This window comes from Stutzerimonas stutzeri KOS6 (assembly GCF_000307775.2).
Classification (GTDB): domain Bacteria; phylum Pseudomonadota; class Gammaproteobacteria; order Pseudomonadales; family Pseudomonadaceae; genus Stutzerimonas; species Stutzerimonas stutzeri_B.
Map to the genome: position 1 here is coordinate 1747865 of NZ_KK020676.1, position 20809 is coordinate 1768673.

The following is a 20809-nucleotide window of genomic DNA, read 5'->3' on the forward strand; positions in this document are numbered from 1 at the left end:
GAGACATTCATGAAAATACTGGTAACCGTCAAACGAGTGGTCGATTACAACGTCAAGGTTCGCGTCAAGGCGGACAATTCCGGCGTCGATCTCGCCAACGTCAAGATGTCGATGAACCCCTTCTGCGAAATCGCCGTGGAAGAAGCCGTACGCCTGAAAGAGAAGGGCGTGGCGAGCGAAATCGTCGTCGTCTCCATCGGTCCGAGCGCTGCCCAGGAGCAGCTGCGCACCGCGCTGGCACTGGGTGCCGATCGCGCCGTGCTGGTCGAGTCCAATGACGAGCTGAACTCGCTGGCGGTCGCCAAGCTGCTCAAGGCCGTGGTCGACAAGGAGCAGCCGCAACTGGTCATCCTCGGCAAGCAGGCCATCGACAGCGACAGCAACCAGACCGGCTATGCCCAGGGTACCTTCGCCTCCAAGGTGGAAGTGGCGGGCGACAAGGTCAACGTGACCCGCGAAATCGACGGCGGCCTGCAGACCGTCGCGCTCAGCCTGCCGGCGATCGTGACCACCGACCTGCGCCTGAACGAGCCGCGCTACGCGTCGCTGCCGAACATCATGAAGGCCAAGAAGAAGCCGCTGGAAGTGCTGACCCCGGATGCACTGGGCGTCGCCACCGCTTCCACCGTGAAGACCCTCAAAGTCGAAGCACCGGCTGCCCGCAGCGCCGGCATCAAGGTCAAGTCCGTGGCTGAACTGGTCGAGAAACTGAAGAACGAGGCGAAGGTAATCTAAATGACGATCCTGGTTATCGCTGAACACAACAACGCCGTCCTCGCGGCCGCGACCCTGAACACCGTTGCTGCCGCTGCCAAGATCGGTGGCGACATCCACGTACTGGTAGCCGGCAGCGGTTGCGCTGCCATCGGCGAGGCCGCCGCGCAGATCGAAGGCGTGGCCAAGGTACTGGTTGCCGATGACGCAGCCTATGCCAACCAACTGCCGGAAAACGTCGCGCCGCTGATTGCCGATCTGGCGAAGGATTACAGCCATGTGCTGGCGGCTGCCACCACCAACGGCAAGAACTTCCTGCCGCGCGTCGCCGCCCAGCTGGACGTCGACCAGATCTCCGAGATCATCGCGGTTGAAAGCGCCGATACCTTCAAGCGCCCGATCTATGCCGGTAACGCCATCGCGACCGTGCAGTCCAGCGCCGCGATCAAGGTCATCACCGTGCGTGCGACCGGCTTCGATGCCGTGAATGCCACCGGCGGTTCGGCTGCGGTCGAGCAGATCTCCGGCACCGGCGACGCCGGCACGTCCGCCTTCGTCGGCGAAGAGCTGGCCAAGTCGGATCGTCCGGAGCTGACCGCTGCCAAGATCGTCGTTTCCGGTGGTCGCGGCATGCAGAACGGCGACAACTTCAAGCACCTGTACTCGCTGGCCGACAAGCTCGGCGCGGCAGTCGGCGCCTCGCGTGCCGCAGTCGACGCCGGTTTCGTGCCGAACGACATGCAGGTCGGCCAGACCGGCAAGATCGTCGCACCGCAGCTGTACATCGCGGTCGGTATCTCCGGTGCCATCCAGCACCTGGCCGGCATGAAGGACTCCAAGGTGATCGTCGCGATCAACAAGGACGAGGAAGCGCCGATCTTCCAGGTGGCCGACTACGGCCTGGTGGGCGACCTGTTCGAGATCGTGCCGGAGCTGGAAAAAGTCATCTAAGTTGTAAGGCAAACCGCCCTGCGCTAGCGGAGCCTCGTTCCTCGTGCTGACTTGTCAGACGAGAGCGATGCAATGCGCGCAGGGCGCTTGCCGTTCGCGAAAGCCCCTGCTTGAAAAACCAACGATGAACGCGTCGGGCGCGTATGGCGAGCGCGCCAGGCCTGGCGGTTCGCCAGCACGCTCTGCTTCCTCTCTTCATAAATCTTCCTCCGTCCACTTGGCCGCTGTAGAGCGAACCGTGGACCAAGGGATTATGAGTTGCCTAGAAACGCTGCAAGTCCAGTGAAATCGGGCGTAGCTTAGCGCAGGTACAGTTAGCTGAAAGCAGCGTCGTAGAGCGGGTTAATCGCAATTTAGCGAAATCTGTAAAAGCTGGGCACTGTACCGCCAGTGTACTGTTTTTTGTACCGTTGAGTCTTCAGGAGCCAGCTGTTCGCCATAGTGAGCCTTAGCTGCATCGTCGGTTCGCGGCCCTCTGGCAGCATTAGTCAGGGTGCTTGCTCGCTCTACTGAGCAATACGAGCAAGCGCCGCATACGCCAGTTCAGGTCTTTACTCTATCTCAGGAGGGAAGGGTTCCTTGTTATCAACCGAGTCCCAATCATCAATAAGACCGGTTGGCAGTCCATTGATACCGTTTGATCTATAGTGTGCTATTTCAAATCCTTGGATCTCGTAGGCAACGTTGTGTGGAATGTCGTTGTCAACCAAGATGATTTGGCAAAGCTTATTGTTCTCGTCGAATGTCTCAGCGGTTTTAATTAAGGCTTCGAATAGGTTTTTGTACTTTTCTGGATCTGCTACCCCGTCGATATCGTCAAAGGTTTCTAGCTGGCTTTCCTTTGCGCTCTCGGGAGTTTTTCCGAGAAACTTCCCTACGGTGTCAATCATAAGCAATCCGGGGATGTTTGTATCTTTGCGTAATTTCTGGGACAAGATTGATGCAAGGTATCCAATGGATACAATCGTTCTGAGTCCGCCTGAATTAATCTTTCGATATTCAGTATTTCTCACCAATGGGAAAAATGTTCTGTTGTCTATTCCTACGCCATAGTGATTTTTTATTTTGATTTCTTTTATAAAATCATTGAGATCTATGCCTAGGTCTTTGATAACGCCCTCTAGGGAGGGGGAGTTTTTCTTAAGTTCCTCTAGTTTGATTTTTAGGTTTTCGATAGTTCCGGCTAAACGGCCAATTTGGTCGGCGATGGCTGTTTGCGTATTTCGCACGCGCAAAGAGTGAACTGCTCTTGCTCTACGTTCATCAAGCTGTGCTAATTCCGAAATTACCGCATCTCGCTCAGCTAGGTATGGAGATATAGAGCTCTTGAGCTCTTCATCTATCATTTCTCGAGCTCTGCTTTTCTCTGCATATAGCTCTGCAAGCAACGAGTTGGTTGTCTCTAGGTCTGCTCTGTTTTCGGAAATTAGTTGTTTTAGATCTTTTGTTCTGCGTGTAATTGACGTCAGTTCGCCTTTTAGACGGCTGTCGGTCGGAATATCAAATTTCTCAGATATTTTTTGGATGGAAATGGTGGTCTCGCAGATTGGGCAGTTGGTCTGCTCGCTCACATCTCTGCCGATAATTTCTTTGGAGGATAATCCGGCTTTGATGCGCTCGATATCATTCTGGTAATCATTGAGGAGTCGAGAAAATCGTTCAATGTTTCTCAGGTTAGATTGTCGATTACTTTCCTGTTGTTCGATATTCAAATTGATGGTGTTGAGTGCGTCCTTAAGACCTTCGTAGAGTTCACTGTCACTGGTCGTTCTCTTGTTTAGGTCGGAAAGCTGTTCTTTGAATTCGTTTTTGATTGCGTCGATGTTACTTATTTCTTCATCGAGTACCTGGGGGCTTTTGAATTCTGTTTGGCTCAAGAATGCGCTTACAGCAGAGTATTGGCTGGCTAGCTGTGTTTTCTCCTGTGTCTTCTTAGAGATGTCAACCTCAAGCTCAGAGATGCTTGAGTCTAAAACGTTAAAGATGTATTTGAATACTTCTCTGTTCTTTGTTTCAAGTACAGGATTTCCGATGTTCAGCATATGTGTACTGCCGACATCATCTTGATCGAGATACATAAATTTGAAGAGATCGAGGAAGCTCAATCTTGCAGTCTCAGAGGAGTCCTTCGTCGGCGCTTGCTTTATGCGGACAGAAGGGAACTCTAAGGCTTCAAGCAAGAAGTCAGAGAGGCTTTTATTTTGTTCGTCCCCTTTGGTTACGCTGGATTTGTATTTTTCTGGAAATGTGGTGAATATTTTGGTTAGTTCGCAAGAGTAAACATCCACGTCTCTTGATGCGTTGAATAAATCGCGGCTTATGCAGTAGGGGAGACCGTTAATCTGTAGTTCGAGTGTGGCGTATTTGACAGAGGAGGTTATCTCTTTGTCGAGTTTGACTTCTTTTCCGCCAAGAAGGTAATAAACAAGGCGGAGAGTGCTTGACTTGCCCGTGTCAGCATCTCCGTAAATAATATTAATTCCTGGATGGAAAGGAACTCTATAGTCTTTCCTGTGGCCGTGAAGAACCAAGTTCTTGAGAAGAAGACCTTGAGATGTGTCCACTACGCCTCCTGCTTCAAAGCTGAAACTATGTATCCATTGAGCTTTGTTGGGCTCTGTGACTGTAATGCTGATAACAATTCGGTAAACGAGCGGATCTTTTGAAAGTAGCCGTCGTTTAATTGTTCTGCCTTTGCCTTTCCTATTGCTGTTAGGTCGAATAAGAAGCCGTCAGCATTGGAGTGGTCTACTAGTAGAAATTCTTTGGAAGCCAGAATTTTCATGATTATTAATAGACGCTCTCTGTCGTAAAGCTCTTCGGTATTCGGAGATAGTGTTTCTATTGTGTAGTAGTCGCTTTCATCAATATAAATTCCTTCTTTGTTGGCTAAGTGCAGAACTCTATTAAGGAGCGTAGGGCGTGTGGCAAGGAAGCAGAATGATTGGATTTTATCGATCGTCAGTACTTTTTTTTGATTTTTGGTTTGGGCCAGGATGTGTAGCACTAACAGCACTATCCCGATATTGTAGTGTAGCTCTCTCTCCGGCTGAATGTAGGGTAGCTTAGTCATCGCCAGCCCCTTTTAAAAGTTTTTTCAAAGAACCTGCTGAGGCGTCCTTAGTCCACCAGATTTCCTCATCGGCTGAGTTGGAGAGTTGGTGAAGCATGCCTTGTTTGTGAATGGCATTTATAAATGGTATAAAAGTGTCTAGAAAAACCTTATCTTCTTTAAGAATTGTCTCGTGGACGTCGGCAAGCAATAGGCCTGAGTTTGGGATGCCGTTGTGGAGATATTTTGAATAGCTGGTCTGGTATATTTTTCTTATTTTTGTGTATAGGTCTGATAGTCGCTTTTGATCTGATGGGCTGTTGAATATTTTTCTTATGTACTCGGCGTTGAGGAAGACTTCCTTTGCTTCCCTTATTGATGTTTTGTGGATATCTGCGCTAATTAGCTTTAGTACAAATAACTCGTCGTCAAAGTCGGTGTCGTCTAGGAGTTCTTGAAATTCCAGGTTTGATATTCCTGGGTCGTTATTTTCAAAGTCCAATATTGTTTGTCTGACGGCTATGTATGTAGTGCTGTCAGCGCTATCTGGCTTTGTTATGCTAGTGTGGTCTTCATTAACTGGAATGATGTCTGACTTTTCCTTGTCAGACGGCGCTGCGCTGGTTTTTTTGACGACTGAGTCGTGAACGCCATAAAAATACTTAGTTGCCGGTCTTATGCTGGTTTTTAGCCATTCATCACTAATCTTATGTATGAAGTCGTTAAGAGGTGATAGCCCTTCAATTTGAAGGTTGTCGCTGATGAGCTTGCCATATGTGGCAGCCTCGGCGCCTTGGTGAGGTACTGCTAAAGAAATGAATAGCTTGATCTTTGACGGATTTTTATCTTCGATGTCTTTTGTTATTGCGCTCTTTGTGACTAGGCCGCCCATGCTGTGGGCAATGATTATTACGTTATCGTATGTTTGTAGTCTAAAGCGAATCTCGGTTCTAAGTAGGTTTCCGATTTCTTCGATGCTTATGTTATTTGTTAGTTTTCCGTGCGATGTTGAAAATAGCCTTTTGAGGAGTGTGGAGAATTTTCCGGCTTTTGCGAAAAGATTTAATAGTTTTGTGAAATATAAGAATTGTGCAATATCATAATTTTCTGATATTTCTGGGTCGTCGCGAAGTAGCTCGGGGAATGATTTTTCAGTGCCGTTTCGCCAAGTTGCTTCGCCGCCACAGAATCCGTGAACGAATAAGATGAGGCTTTTTTTGTTGTTTTGAGAGATAAATTCAATCATTTTTTTGGCCTGGGTTATTAGTTGCTGGGCAGCTATTTTTTTCAGAGTTTGGGATCTGCTGGGTCTGTGGCTTTCATCAGACTAGTTTTTGAGTGATTCGGCACTTTGGGAAACTTGAGCAGCCCCAGAACTTCAGGCCAGCTTTAGGGCCTGACTTTATTTCGCGCATCAGCAACGCGCTGTCGCATTTCGGGCATTGCCGTTCGGCTGTCGGATCGCTACGGCGCTTGAGGTTCTGCACATGCTCGCGGTGAGTGGCGAGGGTCGGCGCGCGGCGGACGTTTTGCAGGGTGTGCAGCATGGCGTCGACTTCAGCTGCGCTGAATACCGGCTGCTGGAATGACTTGATATAGCGGATAAAGCCGATGCCCTGGGTGACGTTGGCCGGCACTTCGGTTTTGAAGGTGCTGCCGCCGACGAAGGTAATGACCGAGTGCAGGTGCTCGGGGTTAACGCCAAGGGTGGCTTCCAGGGCTTTGAGGTGTTTGTAGTTCTGCCGCAGCGGGTTCTGAAATTTGAAGGTGCGTTTGTAGAGCTTCTGCGTCCACTGCGCCTGCTTCTCGCTGCCGAAGATCCAGCCACTCATGTTCTTCGTTTCTAGCACGAAGATGCCGTAAGGCGAGAGGAATACGTGGTCGATCTGCGTGGTGCCGTCTGGCGTGTTCAGTGTGACGTTGTGCTGGCGTTGGTAGGTCTGCTTATCCAGCTGCCAATGGGCGAATAGTCGCACCAGGAGTTCGCCAATATGGCCCTTGGCCCAAGGCGATTTGAGCAGGCAGATAAGCAGCATCAGCGGGATAAACCAGCCCAGCGTGCCCCAGACCTGTGCGATGATCGGAGTGAAGTCCATTTCCTGTCCTAGCAATCCAGAATTAACCGGATAGTACCGAAACCTGGCGTAATGGCACTACACCATTACGGTGCGCTGCTTTGTTGCCGTGGGTTAGCCGTGAGCGTTTGTCGAGTCCTGTATTTGGTAACGCGTGCTGCGCCCGCCGCCGGGCAGCCGGGCAAGACAGCCCTTCTCGACAAGATCGCTCAGATGACGCGTGGCGGTGGCTTTCGAGACTTTGGCTACGGCCTGGTATTGCGCGGCGCTGATACCGTTTTCGAAACCTCTCTCGCCGCCATCGAGTAAACGATTAAGCACTTTGATCTGCTCGGCAGACAGGGCTTGGCTGCGGTGAGCCTGCCAGAAGCGCGCCTTGACCAGTACACGGTCGATACGAGCAAGGGCCTGCTCCAGACTCTTGAGCAGCGTTGCGAGGAACCATTGCAGCCAAGCGGTGATATCCAGTGTGCCTCTCTGGCTCGATTCCAAGATGCGGTAATACCCGGTGCGGTCGTCGAGGATGCTCGCCGACATGGCGTAGAAGCGGATGGCCTGCTGTTCGCCTTGCGCCAGTGCCAGGTCGGTGATGGCTCGCGTAAGGCGACCGTTGCCGTCATCGAAGGGGTGCAGGGTAACGAACCAGAAGTGCGCAATGCCGGCCCGCAGAAACGGGTCGAGGCTGGCATCGCTGCGGCTGCTTTCGAACCAGGCGAGAAAGTCCGTCAGTTGCGCTTCCAGCCGTGCGCGGGGAGGGGCTTCGAAATGTATGGTCGGTTGGTCGATGCGACCGGAAACCACCTGCATGGGCTCGTCGCCGCGCAGTGCGCCGATGTGTAGCGGTCGAGCCAGCAGTTGGTCATCGCTGGGGAATAGCCAACGGTGCCAGGTGAAAAGTCGCTGCATCTCCAGCGGCTGCTGATGCGCGTGGGTGGCATCGAGCAGCAGTTCCGCCAGGCCTTCGGAGCGTGGGGTGGTGCGGCCTTCTTCGTTCAACCCCAGGCGCCGCGCCAATGATGAGCGCACCGAACCGGCGTTCAGTTGCTCACCCTCGATGGCTGAAGAAGTGACGATGTTCTGCAGCATGGCATCCAGGCTGCTCTGCACTTCGGTGTCACTCCCCACCGCACCGAGCATTCCCAACAAACGCCCCTGAGCCTGACCACAAGCGCGCAGCCGCGGTGCCAGCGCTTCAGCTTGCCAACTGAAGTGCGGCCAGTCGGTCTGCTGCCAGATCCAGGGTGGGTCATTCATTAGGGGTGTTCATCTATGAGCCGATTAGCGAGCCTATTCGGCTCATAAGGTGAGCCGATAATGCCGGCTATTCGGCTCGCTGTCGAATCCTCAACCTGGCTCGCCTGGCGTGAGTGGCGTACCTGGCCAGCGCTGTTGGTCCAGTTCTCGAAGGCGCTTCAGTACTTCGCTCCGAAACGCTGGCTGACATGCCCAGGCTCCTGCCCCTGCTATTCGGCTGCCATCGGGCTCGCCTCTCCGGGCACCGTCCATGGACTGTGGCTGACGATGGCAACCATATTTCCCTGCTCCCGGAACGCACCGCTGCACCGCGCTGTACTGAATTGCTCCCTTTGGGCTACAGGATTGGTGCGGCTGCTTTTCTTGCATGCATGAAAAAGCCGCGCAATGCGCGGCTTTAAAGGTGGTGGGCCCACACGGACTCGAACCGTGGACCAAAGGATTATGAGTCCTCTGCTCTAACCAACTGAGCTATAGGCCCCCAGAAGGCCGGCGGATTATACCGGTCGGGTCCCTGGGGCGCCAACTGATTGCTGGGGTTCAGCAGCAGTCGTCTTCCACGCGTTGCAGCAGGAGAGCGATTTCGTGATCGTCGTTGCGCTCGAAAAGTTCGTGGATGACGTTTATTTGCGCGTGGAGGATGAGCCGGGCATCGGGCTCGAAGCCATTGCGGCTGCCGATCTTGTCGCGCAGGTAGCGGCACAGGGGGCAGTTGCCGTCGTCCTGGCTGATGTAGTGCCGAATGCGCGAGTAGAGGGTGCGGATGCCGCGGTCGCACTCGATGTAGGGTAACGGCTGGTCGCCGGCGACGCTGCGATAGGTTACGGCGCTGGGCATTGCGCTTCTCCTTGGCCGGTTGGGCGGTGGTCGGTTTGGGGAAGCACTGATCCTAGGGCGAGACTGGGCCGGCGTCTGTCAGCCAGCCGACAGCTTGCCGGGTTGCCGGCTGCGTGTTCTCAGCATGTCGGGGCGGTGGATGTCGAAGGTGCCGGGGGCGACTCGGCTGAGGATGCCCTGGCGGGCCAGGCGGTTGATCAGCGAGGAGACGGTCTGCCGCGTGGTGCCTAGCAGGTGGGCGATGTCTTCGGTGTTCAGGTCCAGCTCGAGGCGCTGGGCGTCTCCGTGGGGGTGTCCCTTGCGTGCGAGCATGCCGTCGAAGAAACGCGCCAGGCGTCCTTCGACGTCACGAAAGGCAAGGTCTTCGATCAGTTGCATGGAGTTCGCCAGGGTCTGGCCCAGGGCCCGGATGATGGAGGGTGCGGCGCCGGGTAGCGCATCGAGTGTGCGAAGCATCAGGGCGGTTTCACCAATCAGCACTTCGCTCGCTTTGGCCGCCTGGATGTAGGCGCCGCTGTGGGTGCTGTAGATATCGCCGGCTTCGAGAAAGGTGAGGGTGTATTCCTTGTCTTCCGAGGCGAGGTACACGCGGATTCGCCCGTTGCGCACGATGAACACGCTGTCGCGTGAGGCGCCGGGGCTGCCGATGAGTTCTCCTTCGATCAGGTTGCGCTGACGGAAGCCCTGCAGCAGGGCGGCCTGGAACAGGGGCGAGCTGTCGGATCCGTGCATGGCGGTTCGGTCGGTCGTGGGCGAGAGCCGAGGATAACGCGCTTGGCGGGGTGGTGCAGGTCGCGGATAGCAAAAGCCCCGGCAGGACCGGGGCTCTTGTCATTACTCGTCGAGGAATGAGCGCAGATGCTCGCTTCTCGTCGGGTGGCGCAGCTTGCGCAGCGCCTTGGCTTCGATCTGACGGATCCGCTCGCGGGTGACATCGAACTGCTTGCCGACTTCCTCGAGGGTGTGGTCGGTATTCATGTCGATGCCGAAGCGCATGCGCAGTACCTTGGCTTCACGGGCGGTGAGGCCGGAGAGTACTTCGCGGGTGGCTTCCTTGAGGCTTTCCACGGTGGCTACGTCGATCGGCGACTGCATGGCCGAATCTTCGATGAAGTCGCCCAGGTGCGAGTCTTCGTCGTCACCGATCGGGGTTTCCATGGAGATCGGTTCCTTGGCGATCTTCAGTACCTTGCGGATCTTGTCCTCGGGCATCTCCATGCGCTCGCCCAGCTCTTCCGGAGTGGGCTCGCGACCCATTTCCTGCAGCATCTGACGGGAGATGCGGTTGAGCTTGTTGATCGTCTCGATCATGTGCACCGGGATACGGATGGTCCGCGCCTGGTCGGCAATGGAGCGAGTGATCGCCTGGCGAATCCACCAGGTGGCGTAGGTCGAGAACTTGTAGCCGCGACGGTATTCGAACTTGTCCACGGCTTTCATCAGGCCGATGTTGCCTTCCTGAATCAGATCGAGGAATTGCAGGCCGCGGTTGGTGTACTTCTTGGCGATGGAAATCACCAGGCGCAGGTTGGCCTCGACCATTTCCTTCTTGGCCCGGCGGGCCTTGGCCTCACCGATGGACATGCGACGGTTGATATCCTTGATGTCGGCAATGGCCAGTTCGCAGACCTGCTCCAGTTCGATCAGCTTCTGCTGGCAACGCTGAATCTCTTCCTTGCGATTGCCGATGGCTTCGGCGTACTTGCTCTTGCCGGCAGCCAACTGGTCGGCCCAGTCGAGGTTGGTTTCGTTGCTGGGGAACTGGCGCAGGAAGTCCGCGCGCGGCATACGGGCATCGCGCACGCACAGCTGCATGATCGCGCGTTCCTGAGCGCGGATCTGGTTCAGGGCGTCACGAACGCGCTCGACCAGGGCATCGTACTGCTTGGGCACGAGCTTGATCGGCATGAACAGGATGGCGAGGGCTTCCAGCTCCTCGGTAGCCTGCTGGCTGGCGCGACCGTGCTTCTTCAGGGCCTTGTTGGCCTTTTCCAGCTGTTCGGCAACGGCACCGAAGCGCACGCGCGCGACTTCCGGGTCCGGGCCGCCATCGCCTTCTTCCTCTTCGCTGTCGGAGTCGTCTTCGTCCTCGTCGTCCTTGTCCTCGGCAGCCGGTTTCGCGGTGGTCTGCGGAGTTTCGGGCTCGACTTCCTGGGGGGCGGCGGCGCCGTCGTCGTCAGGGTCGATGTAGCCGCTGAGGATATCGGACAGGCGACCGCCTTCGTTCGTCACTCGATCATAATCGGCGAGGATGCTGTCGACGGTGCCTGGGAAGTGCGCGATGGCACTCATCACTTCGCGAATGCCTTCCTCGATGCGTTTGGCGATTTCGATCTCGCCTTCGCGGGTCAGCAGTTCAACGGTGCCCATTTCGCGCATGTACATGCGCACCGGGTCGGTGGTGCGGCCGATGTCGGTCTCGACCGCAGCGAGTGCGGCTGCGGCTTCTTCGGCTGCGGCTTCATCAGTATCGGCTTCGGCCAACAACAGGGCATCGGCATCCGGGGCAACCTCGAATACATTGATGCCCATGTCGTTGATCATGCGAATGATGTCTTCCACCTGTTCCGGATCGGAAATATCCTCCGGCAGGTGGTCGTTGACCTCTGCGTAAGTCAGGTAACCCTGCTCACGGCCACGCTGGATCAACTCTTTGAGGCGGGACTGCTGTTGCGCTTTTCCGGACATATAACCCTATCCACTGAAGGTTCTGGCGGGCTGAAAACAAGCTGAGCATTATAGCTGAGCTAGGACCTCACGCGCCAGTTGAGGTCGGTGTAGCGGGTATTGCGTTGCGGCTCAATAGGTTACGCAGTTGGTCTTTTTCCTCTGCGCTGAGTTCACTCTGGCGAGCCTTGCGCAGCAGGCTTTCGAGGTGCCGTTCTCGCTGTCTGGCGACAAGGCTATTAATGGTGTCGAAAAACTGCTGTTCAAGGTTATCGGCAGAGATCAGCCATTCTTTCTCGGCCAGTGCACGTAAAAGTCGCCCCTGATCGGTGCCGTGCCAGCGGGCAATCAACTGCAGGCTGCGCAACCTCGGGTTCTTCTGTAGCGTGCCGAGCAGGGCGACCAATAGTTGGGCGTAGATGTCGTCTTCCGCGGCGAAATGGCTTACATCTTCTACCTTCTGCGCCAGCTCCGGGTGGTGCAGCAAGGTGCGCAGGGTGGTCAGCGTCGGTGGCTCGACCGTGGCGGGCGTGCGTGGCCCGCGTGGCTTGAAGTCTGGACCCTGTCCGTTTTTTTTCCAGTCCTTTTTCCATTCTTTCTTGCCGGGCTTGCCGCTGCGTGGCTGCTGGGGCGCCTCTTGGGGCTCGAAATAGTCAGCTTCGGAGTAGGTCGGGCTGGTGTCGTAGTAGGCGGAGTCGTCGTACGTGGGCGCGCTGCTGGATGGCGCTGCGGGTGCGGTCGTCATCTGCTGCAGTGCCTCACGGTTGAGGCCGGTGATCTCGGCGAGGCGCTGGCGCATCAGGGTGCGCAGATTGCTGCCTGGTATCTTTTCGATGAGCGGTGCTGCAAGCGTGGCCAGGTGGGCCTTGCCTTCCAGCGAGCGCGGATCGGCTTCGTCGCTCAGTTGCTGGAAGAAATAGTCGGCCAGTGGCTGCGAGTGCTGCTGAATGCGCGCGCGAAAGGCGTCGGTGCCCTCGGCGCGGACCAGAGTGTCCGGATCTTCTCCGTCCGGCAGAAACAGGAAGCGTGCACGGCGCCCGTCCTGCAGGTTGGGCAGGGTGGCTTCCAGTGCGCGCCATGCGGCCTTGCGTCCGGCGGCGTCGCCGTCGAAACAGAACAGTACGCTGGGCACGATGCGGAACAGGCGCTTGAGGTGTTCTTCGCTCGTCGCGGTGCCGAGCGTGGCGACGGCATTGCGCAAGCCTTGCTGGGCCAGGGCGATGACGTCCATGTAACCCTCGACCACCATGATCTCGTCGAGATCGCGGTTGGCCTGGCGTGCTTCGTACAGGCCGTAGAGTTCCTGGCCCTTGTGGAATACCGGGGTTTCCGGCGAGTTCAGGTACTTGGGCTTGTCGTCCCCGAGGACTCGCCCGCCAAAGGCGATCACCCGCCCGCGGCTGTCGCGGATGGGGAACATCACGCGGTCGCGGAAGCGGTCGTAGCGTTTGCCGTTCTCGGCGTTCTCGATCAGCAGGCCGGCGTCGATCATGGCCTTGTGCTGCAGGGGATCGCCGCCCAGGTGCTTCATCAGGTTGTCCCAGCCGGGCGGGGCGAAGCCCAGGCCGAAATCCCGGGCGATCACGCCGGACAGGCCGCGGCCCTTGAGGTATTCCACTGCGGCCTTGCGGGTCGGGTGGCTCTTGAGCGCCTGGCGGTAGTAGTCGGCCGCGGCGGCGAGGAGCGGGTAGAGTGGTGAATCGACCGGCTGGCGTGGCTTGCGGCCCGATCCGCTTTCTTCGCGGGGGACTTCCATGCCGGCACGCTTGGCCAGTTCCTCGACCGCCTGGGGGAAGTCCAGCTGGTCGTGGTCCATGACGAAGCCGAGCGCATTGCCGCCGGCGCCGCAGCCGAAGCAGTAGTAGAACTGCTTGTCCGGGCTGACGCTGAAGGACGGCGACTTTTCCTTGTGGAAGGGGCAGAGGGCGCTGTAGTTCTTGCCGGCTTTTTTCAGCTGGATGCGCGAGCCGACCACATCGACGATGTCGGAGCGGTTGAGCAGGTCATCGATGAAGGATTGGGGGATCAGTCCGGCCATAGGGGTATCAGGTTACGCTCGCAATGCATGGGCCGGAAATGAAAAAAACTCCGGCCTTTCGCCAGCTGGCGAAGCGGAGTCTGCATGCAATGCAAAGCCCGGCGTGAGCCGGGCTTGATGCGACGTCAGCCGTACTGGATCAGTACAGGCGAACGCTGCGGCGCTGCTCGCGCTGCACTTTCTTGGCGTGACGCTTGACTGCAGCGGCAGCCTTGCGCTTGCGCTCGGAAGTCGGCTTCTCGTAGAACTCGCGCGAGCGGACTTCGGCCAGAACGCCTGCTTTTTCGCAGGAACGCTTGAAGCGACGCAGTGCTACGTCGAAGGGTTCATTCTCTTTAACTTTGACAGCGGGCATCCAGGACTTACCTTCACTTGATTACCGGTGGCAACGCGCTTCGGCAATGACTCGCAAGCACGCTGGTTTTAAGGGTTGCGGATGTTACCCGCTCCAATTGCGGAATGCAAAGCCCCTGATCGAAAAGCGCTGGTCGGTCGGACGGCCCGACGATTAATATGCACGGCTTCATTCGCCTTCCGGAAGGTTGAACCCATGCTGGTGCTGGGGTTGGAAACGTCCTGCGACGAGACTGGTGTCGCGCTTTATGACAGCGAGCGGGGCCTGCTGGCCGACGCGCTATTCAGCCAGATCGACCTGCATCGCGTCTATGGTGGCGTGGTGCCGGAGCTGGCTTCCCGCGACCATGTGAAGCGCATGCTGCCGTTGATCCGCCAGGTGCTGGGCGAGGCCGGTCGCGTGGCCGGCCAGATCGATGCCGTGGCCTACACGGCCGGTCCTGGCCTGGTCGGTGCGCTGCTGGTCGGCGCCTCCTGCGCCCAGGCGCTGGCGCTGGCCTGGGGAGTGCCGGCAGTCGGCGTGCATCACATGGAAGGCCATCTGCTGGCACCGATGCTCGAAGCGCAGCCACCGGCCTTTCCGTTCGTCGCCTTGCTGGTGTCGGGTGGCCACACCCAATTGGTACGCGTGGATGGCATTGGTCAGTACGCGTTGCTCGGCGAGTCGGTGGACGATGCCGCCGGCGAAGCCTTCGACAAGACGGCCAAGCTCATGGGCCTGCGCTACCCCGGTGGACCGGAGATTGCCCGGCTGGCCGAGCAGGGTACGCCCGGCCGGTTCGTCTTTCCGCGACCGATGACCGATCGGCCGGGGCTGGATTTCAGCTTCAGCGGGCTGAAGACGTTCACCCTCAATACCTGGCAGCAGTGTCGGAATGGCGGCGACGACAGCGAGCAGACCCGTTGCGACGTCGCCCTGGCCTTCCAGCAGGCGGTCGTCGAAACCCTGACCATCAAGTGCCGCCGCGCGCTCAGGCAGACGGGGCTGAATTCGCTGGTCATCGCCGGTGGGGTCAGCGCCAACCAGTCACTGCGGCAGTCGCTGGAACGGATGCTCGCAGAGTTCGATGGCCAGGTGTTCTACGCGCGGCCACGCTTCTGTACCGACAACGGCGCGATGATCGCCTACGCTGGCTGTCAGCGGCTGCTCGCCGGGCAGCATGATGGCCCGGCGATCGGCGTACAGCCACGCTGGTCGATGGAAACGCTGCCGGCAATCTGAACGACGCAGGGGCCGTCAGAAATGCCGCTCCTGGCCGGCGAACAGGTTGCGCAGGTTGCTGCGATGGCGCCAGACGATCAGTGTGGCCAGCAGGCCCATCGGCAGCAGGGCGCCCGGCTGTTGCCAGGCCAGCAAAGGCAGGCAGACTGGCAGGGCGATCAGGGCGGCCAGCGAGCTGGTGCGGGTCAGGCGGAATGCCAGCAGCCAGGCTCCGATGGCCAGCAGCGCGGCAGGGGGATGGAGGGCGAGGAGCGTACCGGCGGCGGTGGCTACGCCCTTGCCGCCGCGGAAGCGGAAATAAAGCGGGTAGAGGTGGCCGCATACCGCCGCCAGGGCGATCCAGGCTTGCTGCTGGACGGACATGCCCAGCGCTGCGGCCAGCAGTACGGGCAGCAGGCCCTTGAGCAGATCGCCGAACAGCGTGCAGATCGCCAATCGCTTGCCTGCCAGGCGAAACATATTGGTGGCACCGGGATTGCCGGAGCCGCCGGCACGCGGGTCGGGCATCCCGGCCAGGCGGCTGAGCAGAATGGCGAATGACAGCGAGCCGATCAGGTACGCGAGCAATGTCAGCAGCCAGAACATGAAATCCATCCGGGGCAGGGAGCCCTGAGTCTAGCGGCGCGTTTCTAGCTTGTCGTGCTGTAGGAGAATGTTGCGTGGACACAGTCTTCATCGAAGGCCTGGAAGTGGATACGGTCATCGGCGCCTATGACTGGGAGCGGGGCATCCGACAATGCCTGCACCTGGACCTGACGCTGGGGTGGGACATCCGTCCCGCCGCCGAGAATGATGAGCTGGACAAGGCCCTGGACTATGCCAAGGTCGTTGCGGCCATCGATCGGTTCGCTTCCGCGGCGTGCTTCGAGCTGGTCGAAACCTTTGCCGAGCGCCTGGCACAAAGCCTGATGAGCGAGTACGGCATTGTCTGGCTGCGCCTGCGGGTCACCAAGCCAGGCGTCAATGCGCGCGCCCGCGCGCTGGGTGTGGAGATCGAACGCGGATGTCGCTGACTCCCGTGCTGCTCGGCCTGGGCAGCAATGTCCAGCGCGAGCGCCATCTGCATGCAGGCCTCGATGCGCTGGCCGAACTGCTGCAGGACATGCGCTGCTCGCCGGTGTTCGAGAGCCTGGCGGTGGGCTACAGGGGCGATAACTTCTACAACCTGGTGGTGGCCGGCGATACCGAGCTGCCACTGACCGAGCTCGACCGCCGGCTCAAGTTCATCGAGGCGGACAACGGTCGTTACGCCCCGGACCGCAAGGGCCTGCCGCTGGACATCGACGTGCTGCTCTATGGCGAGCTGGTCGGCAATTTCCACGGCTTGCTGCTGCCACGCGCGGAGATCCTGAAGAACGCCTTCGTGCTCTGGCCGCTGGCGATATTGGCACCGGCCGTTCGACACCCGGCGTCCGGCGCATGCTTCGCCGAGCTTTGGCAACAGTCCTGCATTGACCAGCAGCTCTGGCCGGTGCCGTTTCAGTGGCGTGGCGCGCAGCTGACGTCGGCGGAGCTGATCGGCGCACACCCGCCGCGTAACTAGCGAATATCCGCATTCCGCTGGCAATAGAGCCGCAGCGCCTCGAGTCGGGCGGCGGTGAGGGCCCTGCCCAGCTCCGCGCCCTGGTAGCCCTGCTCCAGCAGCGCTTTGACCGCCACGGCGCGAACCTCGCTCGCTGCCGCACGCAGATAGTCGGCCTGGAAGAATGGCTGTTGCGCGTTGCCTGCCGCGGCGTCCATTTCGCACGCGGCAACGAACTGCTCGAAGCGCTCCGGACGGCGGAAGATATCGAAGTGCTGCAGCATGTCGAGTAGCGCCTCGGCTGATAATCCATGTGCTGCGACAGCGTCCTGGTGGTATCTGCCGAGCAGCGTGGCCAGGTCCTGGCAATCCCGCGGTGCCTTGCAGCGCTGGTTGAGCGCGGCGATGGCCTCCAGGCGTGCCTGCTGGTCTGCGGCTGGTCCTGCGCAGCCGAGCAGCAGGCAGGCCCAGCGTACCGGCAACGGTTGTGCATGCGTCGCGCACTGGCGCAGGCGAGCGAGCAGGTGCTTGCCATGTCCGTTTGCGGCATCGAAGGTCGCGCTCAGTTCCGGGAACAGCTCGGCCAGCGCGTCGCAGTCCTGCAGGACCTGAATGAACACGTCGGGCCGTGGCTCCATGAGCGCGCGGGAGATTTCCTTCCAGCTGCGCTCCGGCGTCAGCGCCGACAGTTCGCCGGAGCGAGCAAGCTGGCGCATCAGCTCCAGCGTCGGGGGGGCGATGGAAAAACCGAGTTCGGCATAGCGCGCCGCGAAACGCGCCACGCGCAACACGCGCAGCGGGTCTTCGGCGAAGGCCGGGGAAACGTGGCGCAGCAGCCGTGCCTGCAGGTCGCGCTGGCCACCGTAGGGATCTATCAGCTGTCCATGGTCGTCTTCGGCGATGGCGTTGATGGTCAGGTCGCGCCGTTGCAGGTCTTCTTCCAGGGTGACATCGGGGCTGGCATGAAAGGTGAACCCGCCATAACCGCGGCCACTCTTGCGCTCGGTGCGCGCCAGGGCATACTCCTCGCCGGTCTGCGGATGCAGGAACACCGGAAAATCCGCGCCGACCGGGCGGAAGCCGCGGGCCTGCATTTCTTCCGGCGTGGCGCCGACCACCAGCCAATCCACCTCGCTGACCGCGCGGCCCAACAGGCGATCGCGTACCGCGCCGCCGACTTTATAGATCTGCATGTCCACCTCCGTTGGCGCGGAGGATAAGGGATATCCATGTCGAGGCTACAGCGCCGCATGCGGGAAGGGCCGTGAGAACCCTTCCCGCGGCGGTGCGTTCAGGCGAAGTTGATGCCGGGGAAGCGGCTCTCGGCTTCGGTGTTGCTACCAGTGCGCAGCGGCATGTGGTGGGTGTTGACCAGCTTGTCGTCCTGTATCGATTGCAAGTGCACGTCGAAGCCCCACAGCCGGTGCAGATGCTTGAGCACCTCTTCGGTGGACCCGCCCAGTGGCTTGCGGTCGTGCTGCATGTGGCGCAGGGTCAGCGAGCGGTCGCCGCGGCGGTCGACGCTCCATACCTGTACGTTGGGCTCGCGGTTGCCCAGGTTGTACTGCGCGGCGAGCAGTTCGCGAATCAGGTGGTAGCCGCTTTCATCATGAATCGCCGGCACCAGCAGTTCGTCCTTGCGGTCGTCATCGAGGATGCTGAACAGTTTGAGATCGCGGATCACCTTGGGTGAGAGGAACTGCAGGATGAAGCTCTCGTCCTTGAAGTTGTTCATGGCGAACTTGACGGTGGTCAGCCAGTCGCTTCCGGCGATGTCCGGGAACCAGCGTTTGTCCTCCTCCGTCGGCTTTTCGCAGATCCGGCGGATGTCCTGGTACATGGCGAAGCCCAGGGTGTAGGGGTTGATGCCGCTGTAGTAGGGGCTGTCGAATCCGGGCTGATAGATCACGCTGGTGTGCGACTGCAGGAACTCCATCATGAAGCCGTCGGTGACCAGCCCCTCATCGTAGAGATCGTTGAGCAGGGTGTAATGCCAGAATGTCGCCCAGCCTTCGTTCATCACCTGGGTCTGGCGCTGCGGGTAGAAGTACTGCGCGATCTTGCGCACGATGCGCACGATCTCGCGCTGCCAGGGCTCCAGCAGCGGCGCGTGCTTCTCGATGAAGTAGAGGATGTTCTCCTGCGGCTCTGCCGGGAATCGCTGGCTGTCCGCCTGGCCATCGCCCTTGTCCGCGCCCTTGGGGATGGTGCGCCAGAGATCGTTGATCTGCCGCTGCAGGTGTTCCTCACGGTCCTTCTGCCGGCGCCGTTCTTCCTCGGCGGAGATCGGATAGGGGCGCTTGTAGCGGTCGACGCCGTAGTTCATCAGGGCATGGCAGGAGTCGAGCAGGTCTTCCACCGCGTCGATGCCGTGGCGCTCCTCGCATTGCATGATGTACTGCTTGGCGAACACCAGGTAATCGATGATCGAGCTGGCGTCGGTCCAGGTGCGGAACAGGTAGTTGCCCTTGAAGAAACTGTTGTGGCCGTAGCTGGCGTGGGCGATGACCAGCGCCTGCATGCACATGGTGTTCTCTTCCATCAGGTAGGCGATGCAGGGGTCGGAATTGATCACGATCTCGTAGGCCAGGCCCATCTGGCCGCGCTTGTAGTGCTTTTCGGTATGCAGGAACTGCTTGCCGTAGGACCAGTGGTGGTAACCCAGCGGCATGCCCACCGAGGCGTAGGCATCCATCATCTGCTCGGCGGTGATCACCTCGATCTGGTTCGGATAGGTGTCCAGCGCGTAACGCTCGGCGATGCGACCGATTTCGCGGTCGTAGGTCCGAATCAGGTCGAAGGTCCATTCCGAGCCGTTGGAAATGGGCTGTCGTTTCATGCTGCGCACCTCAGCTGGTCATTCGCCGCTGGAACAGTTCGCGGAATACCGGGTAGATGTCCGCGGCGCTCACCAGTTGCTGCTGGGCGAACGCATCGGAAAACGCTTCGGCCACCTGGTTGTATTCGTACCAGAGTGCCTGGTGTTCGCGCGGGGTGATTTCGACGTAGGTGAAATACTGGACGAACGGCATGATCTGGTTGATCAGGATGTCGCGACACAGCGGCGAATCGTCGTTCCAGTTGTCGCCGTCGGAGGCCTGCGCGGCGTAGATGTTCCACTCGTTGGCCGGATAACGCTCGGCCATGATCTCCTGCATCATCTTCAGCGCGCTGGAAACGATGGTGCCGCCGGTTTCCCGCGAGTAGAAGAACTCCTCCTCGTCGACTTCCTTGGCACTGGTGTGGTGGCGGATGAACACCACGTCGATCTTGTCGTAGTTCCGCTTGAGGAACAGGTACAGCAGGATGAAGAAGCGCTTGGCGATGTCCTTGGTGGCCTGGGTCATGGAGCCGGAAACGTCCATCAGGCAGAACATCACCGCCTTGGAGCTGGGATTGGGATGCTTGACCAGCAGGTTGTACTTGAGGTCGAAGGTGTCGAGGAATGGCACGCGGTTGATGCGCGCTTTCAGTCGCTCGATCTCCTCCTCGGTAGCCTTGATATCGCCGAAGTTGTTCGGCTCCTCCAGGCGCAGACGTTCCAGTTCGGCCTTCAGGGCGCGCAGCTGGGCACGGCTGCTGCCGGACAGTGCGATGCGTCGGGCATGAGCCGAGCGCAGGGTGCGCACGATGTTGATGCGCGATGGATTGCCTTCGTTGGCGATGCCGGCGCGCACCGTCTTGAAGGTATCGGTGCCGGTGAGGTGGCGCTTGACCAGATTGGGCAGTTCCAGATCCTCGAACATGAAGTCGAGAAACTCTTCCTGGGTGATCTGGAAAACGAAGTCGTCAATGCCTTCGCCGCTGTTGCTGGCCTGGCCGGCACCTTGCCCGCCACCGCCCCCTTGCGGCCGGGGGATACGCTCGCCCGCGACGAAGTCCTTGTTGCCCGGATGAACGATGGTCTGGCGCCCACCGCGGCCATGATGAAGCACCGGCTCGTCGATATCGCGCCCGGGAATGCTGATCTGCTCGCCATGCTCCATGTCGGTGATGGAGCGACGGCCAACGGCTTCCTCCACGGCCTTCTTGATATGTCCACGGTACCGTTGCAGAAAGCGCTGGCGGTTCACCGTGCTCTTGTTCTTGCCATTCAGGCGACGATCGATCACGTAGCTCATAG

The 20809-nt window shown here is 58.8% G+C and carries 19 protein-coding genes and 1 tRNA gene; 5 read left to right on the forward strand and 15 right to left on the reverse strand.

Features of this window, described 5'->3' with window-relative positions:
• The first annotated feature begins 9 nt into the window (after positions 1–9).
• Positions 10–735 (forward strand): electron transfer flavoprotein subunit beta/FixA family protein, encoded by a 726-nt coding sequence (locus B597_RS36120; protein WP_024162094.1) that lies wholly within the window; start codon positions 10–12, stop codon positions 733–735.
• Positions 736–1665, forward strand: a complete 930-nt coding sequence (locus tag B597_RS36125) for an electron transfer flavoprotein subunit alpha/FixB family protein (RefSeq protein ID WP_024162095.1) — start codon at positions 736–738, stop codon at positions 1663–1665.
• A 551-nt stretch (positions 1666–2216) separates the two neighbouring features.
• Here B597_RS36125 and B597_RS36130 read toward each other — a convergent pair.
• The 11 genes from B597_RS36130 to rpsU form a co-directional block, all read right to left on the reverse strand.
• Positions 2217–4229, reverse strand: a complete 2013-nt coding sequence (locus tag B597_RS36130; RefSeq protein WP_003296747.1) for an AAA family ATPase — start codon at positions 4227–4229, stop codon at positions 2217–2219.
• Positions 4229–4738 carry an ABC-three component system middle component 4 gene (locus tag B597_RS36135; protein WP_003296746.1) on the reverse strand — a complete coding sequence of 170 codons (510 nt, stop codon included), beginning with the start codon at positions 4736–4738 and terminating at the stop codon, positions 4229–4231. Before B597_RS36135 ends, B597_RS36130 begins: the two co-directional genes overlap by 1 nt.
• Positions 4731–5963 (reverse strand): ABC-three component system protein, encoded by a 1233-nt coding sequence (locus B597_RS36140; RefSeq protein WP_024162096.1) that lies wholly within the window; start codon positions 5961–5963, stop codon positions 4731–4733. Before B597_RS36140 ends, B597_RS36135 begins: the two co-directional genes overlap by 8 nt.
• A gap of 76 nt (positions 5964–6039) precedes the next feature.
• Positions 6040–6813 (reverse strand): nuclease-related domain-containing protein, encoded by a 774-nt coding sequence (locus B597_RS36145; RefSeq protein ID WP_003296743.1) that lies wholly within the window; start codon positions 6811–6813, stop codon positions 6040–6042.
• Between the two features lie 93 nt (positions 6814–6906).
• On the reverse strand, positions 6907–8046 hold the full coding sequence (locus tag B597_RS36150) for a Fic family protein (protein WP_003296742.1): 1140 nt from the start codon (positions 8044–8046) through the stop codon (positions 6907–6909).
• Positions 8047–8450: 404 nt separating this feature from the next.
• Positions 8451–8527: transfer RNA gene (locus B597_RS36155), tRNA-Ile, on the reverse strand.
• A gap of 59 nt (positions 8528–8586) precedes the next feature.
• Positions 8587–8883, reverse strand: a complete 297-nt coding sequence (cowN, locus tag B597_RS36160) for a N(2)-fixation sustaining protein CowN (protein ID WP_003296741.1) — start codon at positions 8881–8883, stop codon at positions 8587–8589.
• 78 nt (positions 8884–8961) lie between these two features.
• Entirely contained in the window at positions 8962–9615 is a 654-nt protein-coding gene (locus B597_RS36165) for a Crp/Fnr family transcriptional regulator (RefSeq protein ID WP_024162097.1), read from the reverse strand.
• Positions 9616–9717: 102 nt separating this feature from the next.
• Complete coding sequence (gene rpoD / locus B597_RS36170) at positions 9718–11571, reverse strand: RNA polymerase sigma factor RpoD (protein ID WP_024162098.1); 1854 nt, start codon at positions 11569–11571, stop codon at positions 9718–9720.
• A gap of 67 nt (positions 11572–11638) precedes the next feature.
• Positions 11639–13588 (reverse strand): DNA primase, encoded by a 1950-nt coding sequence (dnaG, locus tag B597_RS36175; protein ID WP_024162099.1) that lies wholly within the window; start codon positions 13586–13588, stop codon positions 11639–11641.
• Positions 13589–13727: 139 nt separating this feature from the next.
• Positions 13728–13943 carry a 30S ribosomal protein S21 gene (gene rpsU / locus B597_RS36180; protein ID WP_003296736.1) on the reverse strand — a complete coding sequence of 72 codons (216 nt, stop codon included), beginning with the start codon at positions 13941–13943 and terminating at the stop codon, positions 13728–13730.
• 195 nt (positions 13944–14138) lie between these two features.
• On the opposite strand from rpsU, the gene tsaD reads away from it, so the two are divergent.
• On the forward strand, positions 14139–15164 hold the full coding sequence (gene tsaD / locus B597_RS36185; protein ID WP_024162100.1) for a tRNA (adenosine(37)-N6)-threonylcarbamoyltransferase complex transferase subunit TsaD: 1026 nt from the start codon (positions 14139–14141) through the stop codon (positions 15162–15164).
• 15 nt (positions 15165–15179) lie between these two features.
• Here tsaD and plsY read toward each other — a convergent pair whose 3' ends face one another.
• A complete protein-coding gene (gene plsY / locus B597_RS36190; RefSeq protein WP_024162101.1) occupies positions 15180–15749 on the reverse strand; it encodes a glycerol-3-phosphate 1-O-acyltransferase PlsY in 570 nt (189 codons plus the stop codon).
• A gap of 74 nt (positions 15750–15823) precedes the next feature.
• Here plsY and folB point away from each other — a divergent pair, with 74 nt between their 5' ends.
• Entirely contained in the window at positions 15824–16177 is a 354-nt protein-coding gene (folB, locus tag B597_RS36195; RefSeq protein ID WP_003296732.1) for a dihydroneopterin aldolase, read from the forward strand.
• The gene (gene folK, locus B597_RS36200; RefSeq protein ID WP_003296731.1) at positions 16168–16707 is read left to right on the forward strand and encodes a 2-amino-4-hydroxy-6-hydroxymethyldihydropteridine diphosphokinase; all 540 of its coding nucleotides are present in this window, start codon (positions 16168–16170) and stop codon (positions 16705–16707) included. The genes folB and folK overlap by 10 nt, the downstream gene beginning before the upstream one ends.
• Here folK and B597_RS36205 read toward each other — a convergent pair.
• The 3 genes from B597_RS36205 to B597_RS36215 all read right to left on the reverse strand — a co-directional run bounded on the left by B597_RS36205 (position 16704) and on the right by B597_RS36215 (position 20807).
• On the reverse strand, positions 16704–17879 hold the full coding sequence (locus tag B597_RS36205) for a multifunctional CCA addition/repair protein (RefSeq protein WP_003296729.1): 1176 nt from the start codon (positions 17877–17879) through the stop codon (positions 16704–16706). The genes folK and B597_RS36205 overlap by 4 nt on opposite strands.
• A gap of 98 nt (positions 17880–17977) precedes the next feature.
• Positions 17978–19525 carry a SpoVR family protein gene (locus B597_RS36210; protein WP_024162102.1) on the reverse strand — a complete coding sequence of 516 codons (1548 nt, stop codon included), beginning with the start codon at positions 19523–19525 and terminating at the stop codon, positions 17978–17980.
• 10 nt (positions 19526–19535) lie between these two features.
• Entirely contained in the window at positions 19536–20807 is a 1272-nt protein-coding gene (locus tag B597_RS36215; RefSeq protein WP_003296727.1) for a YeaH/YhbH family protein, read from the reverse strand.
• Positions 20808–20809 lie beyond the last annotated feature (2 nt).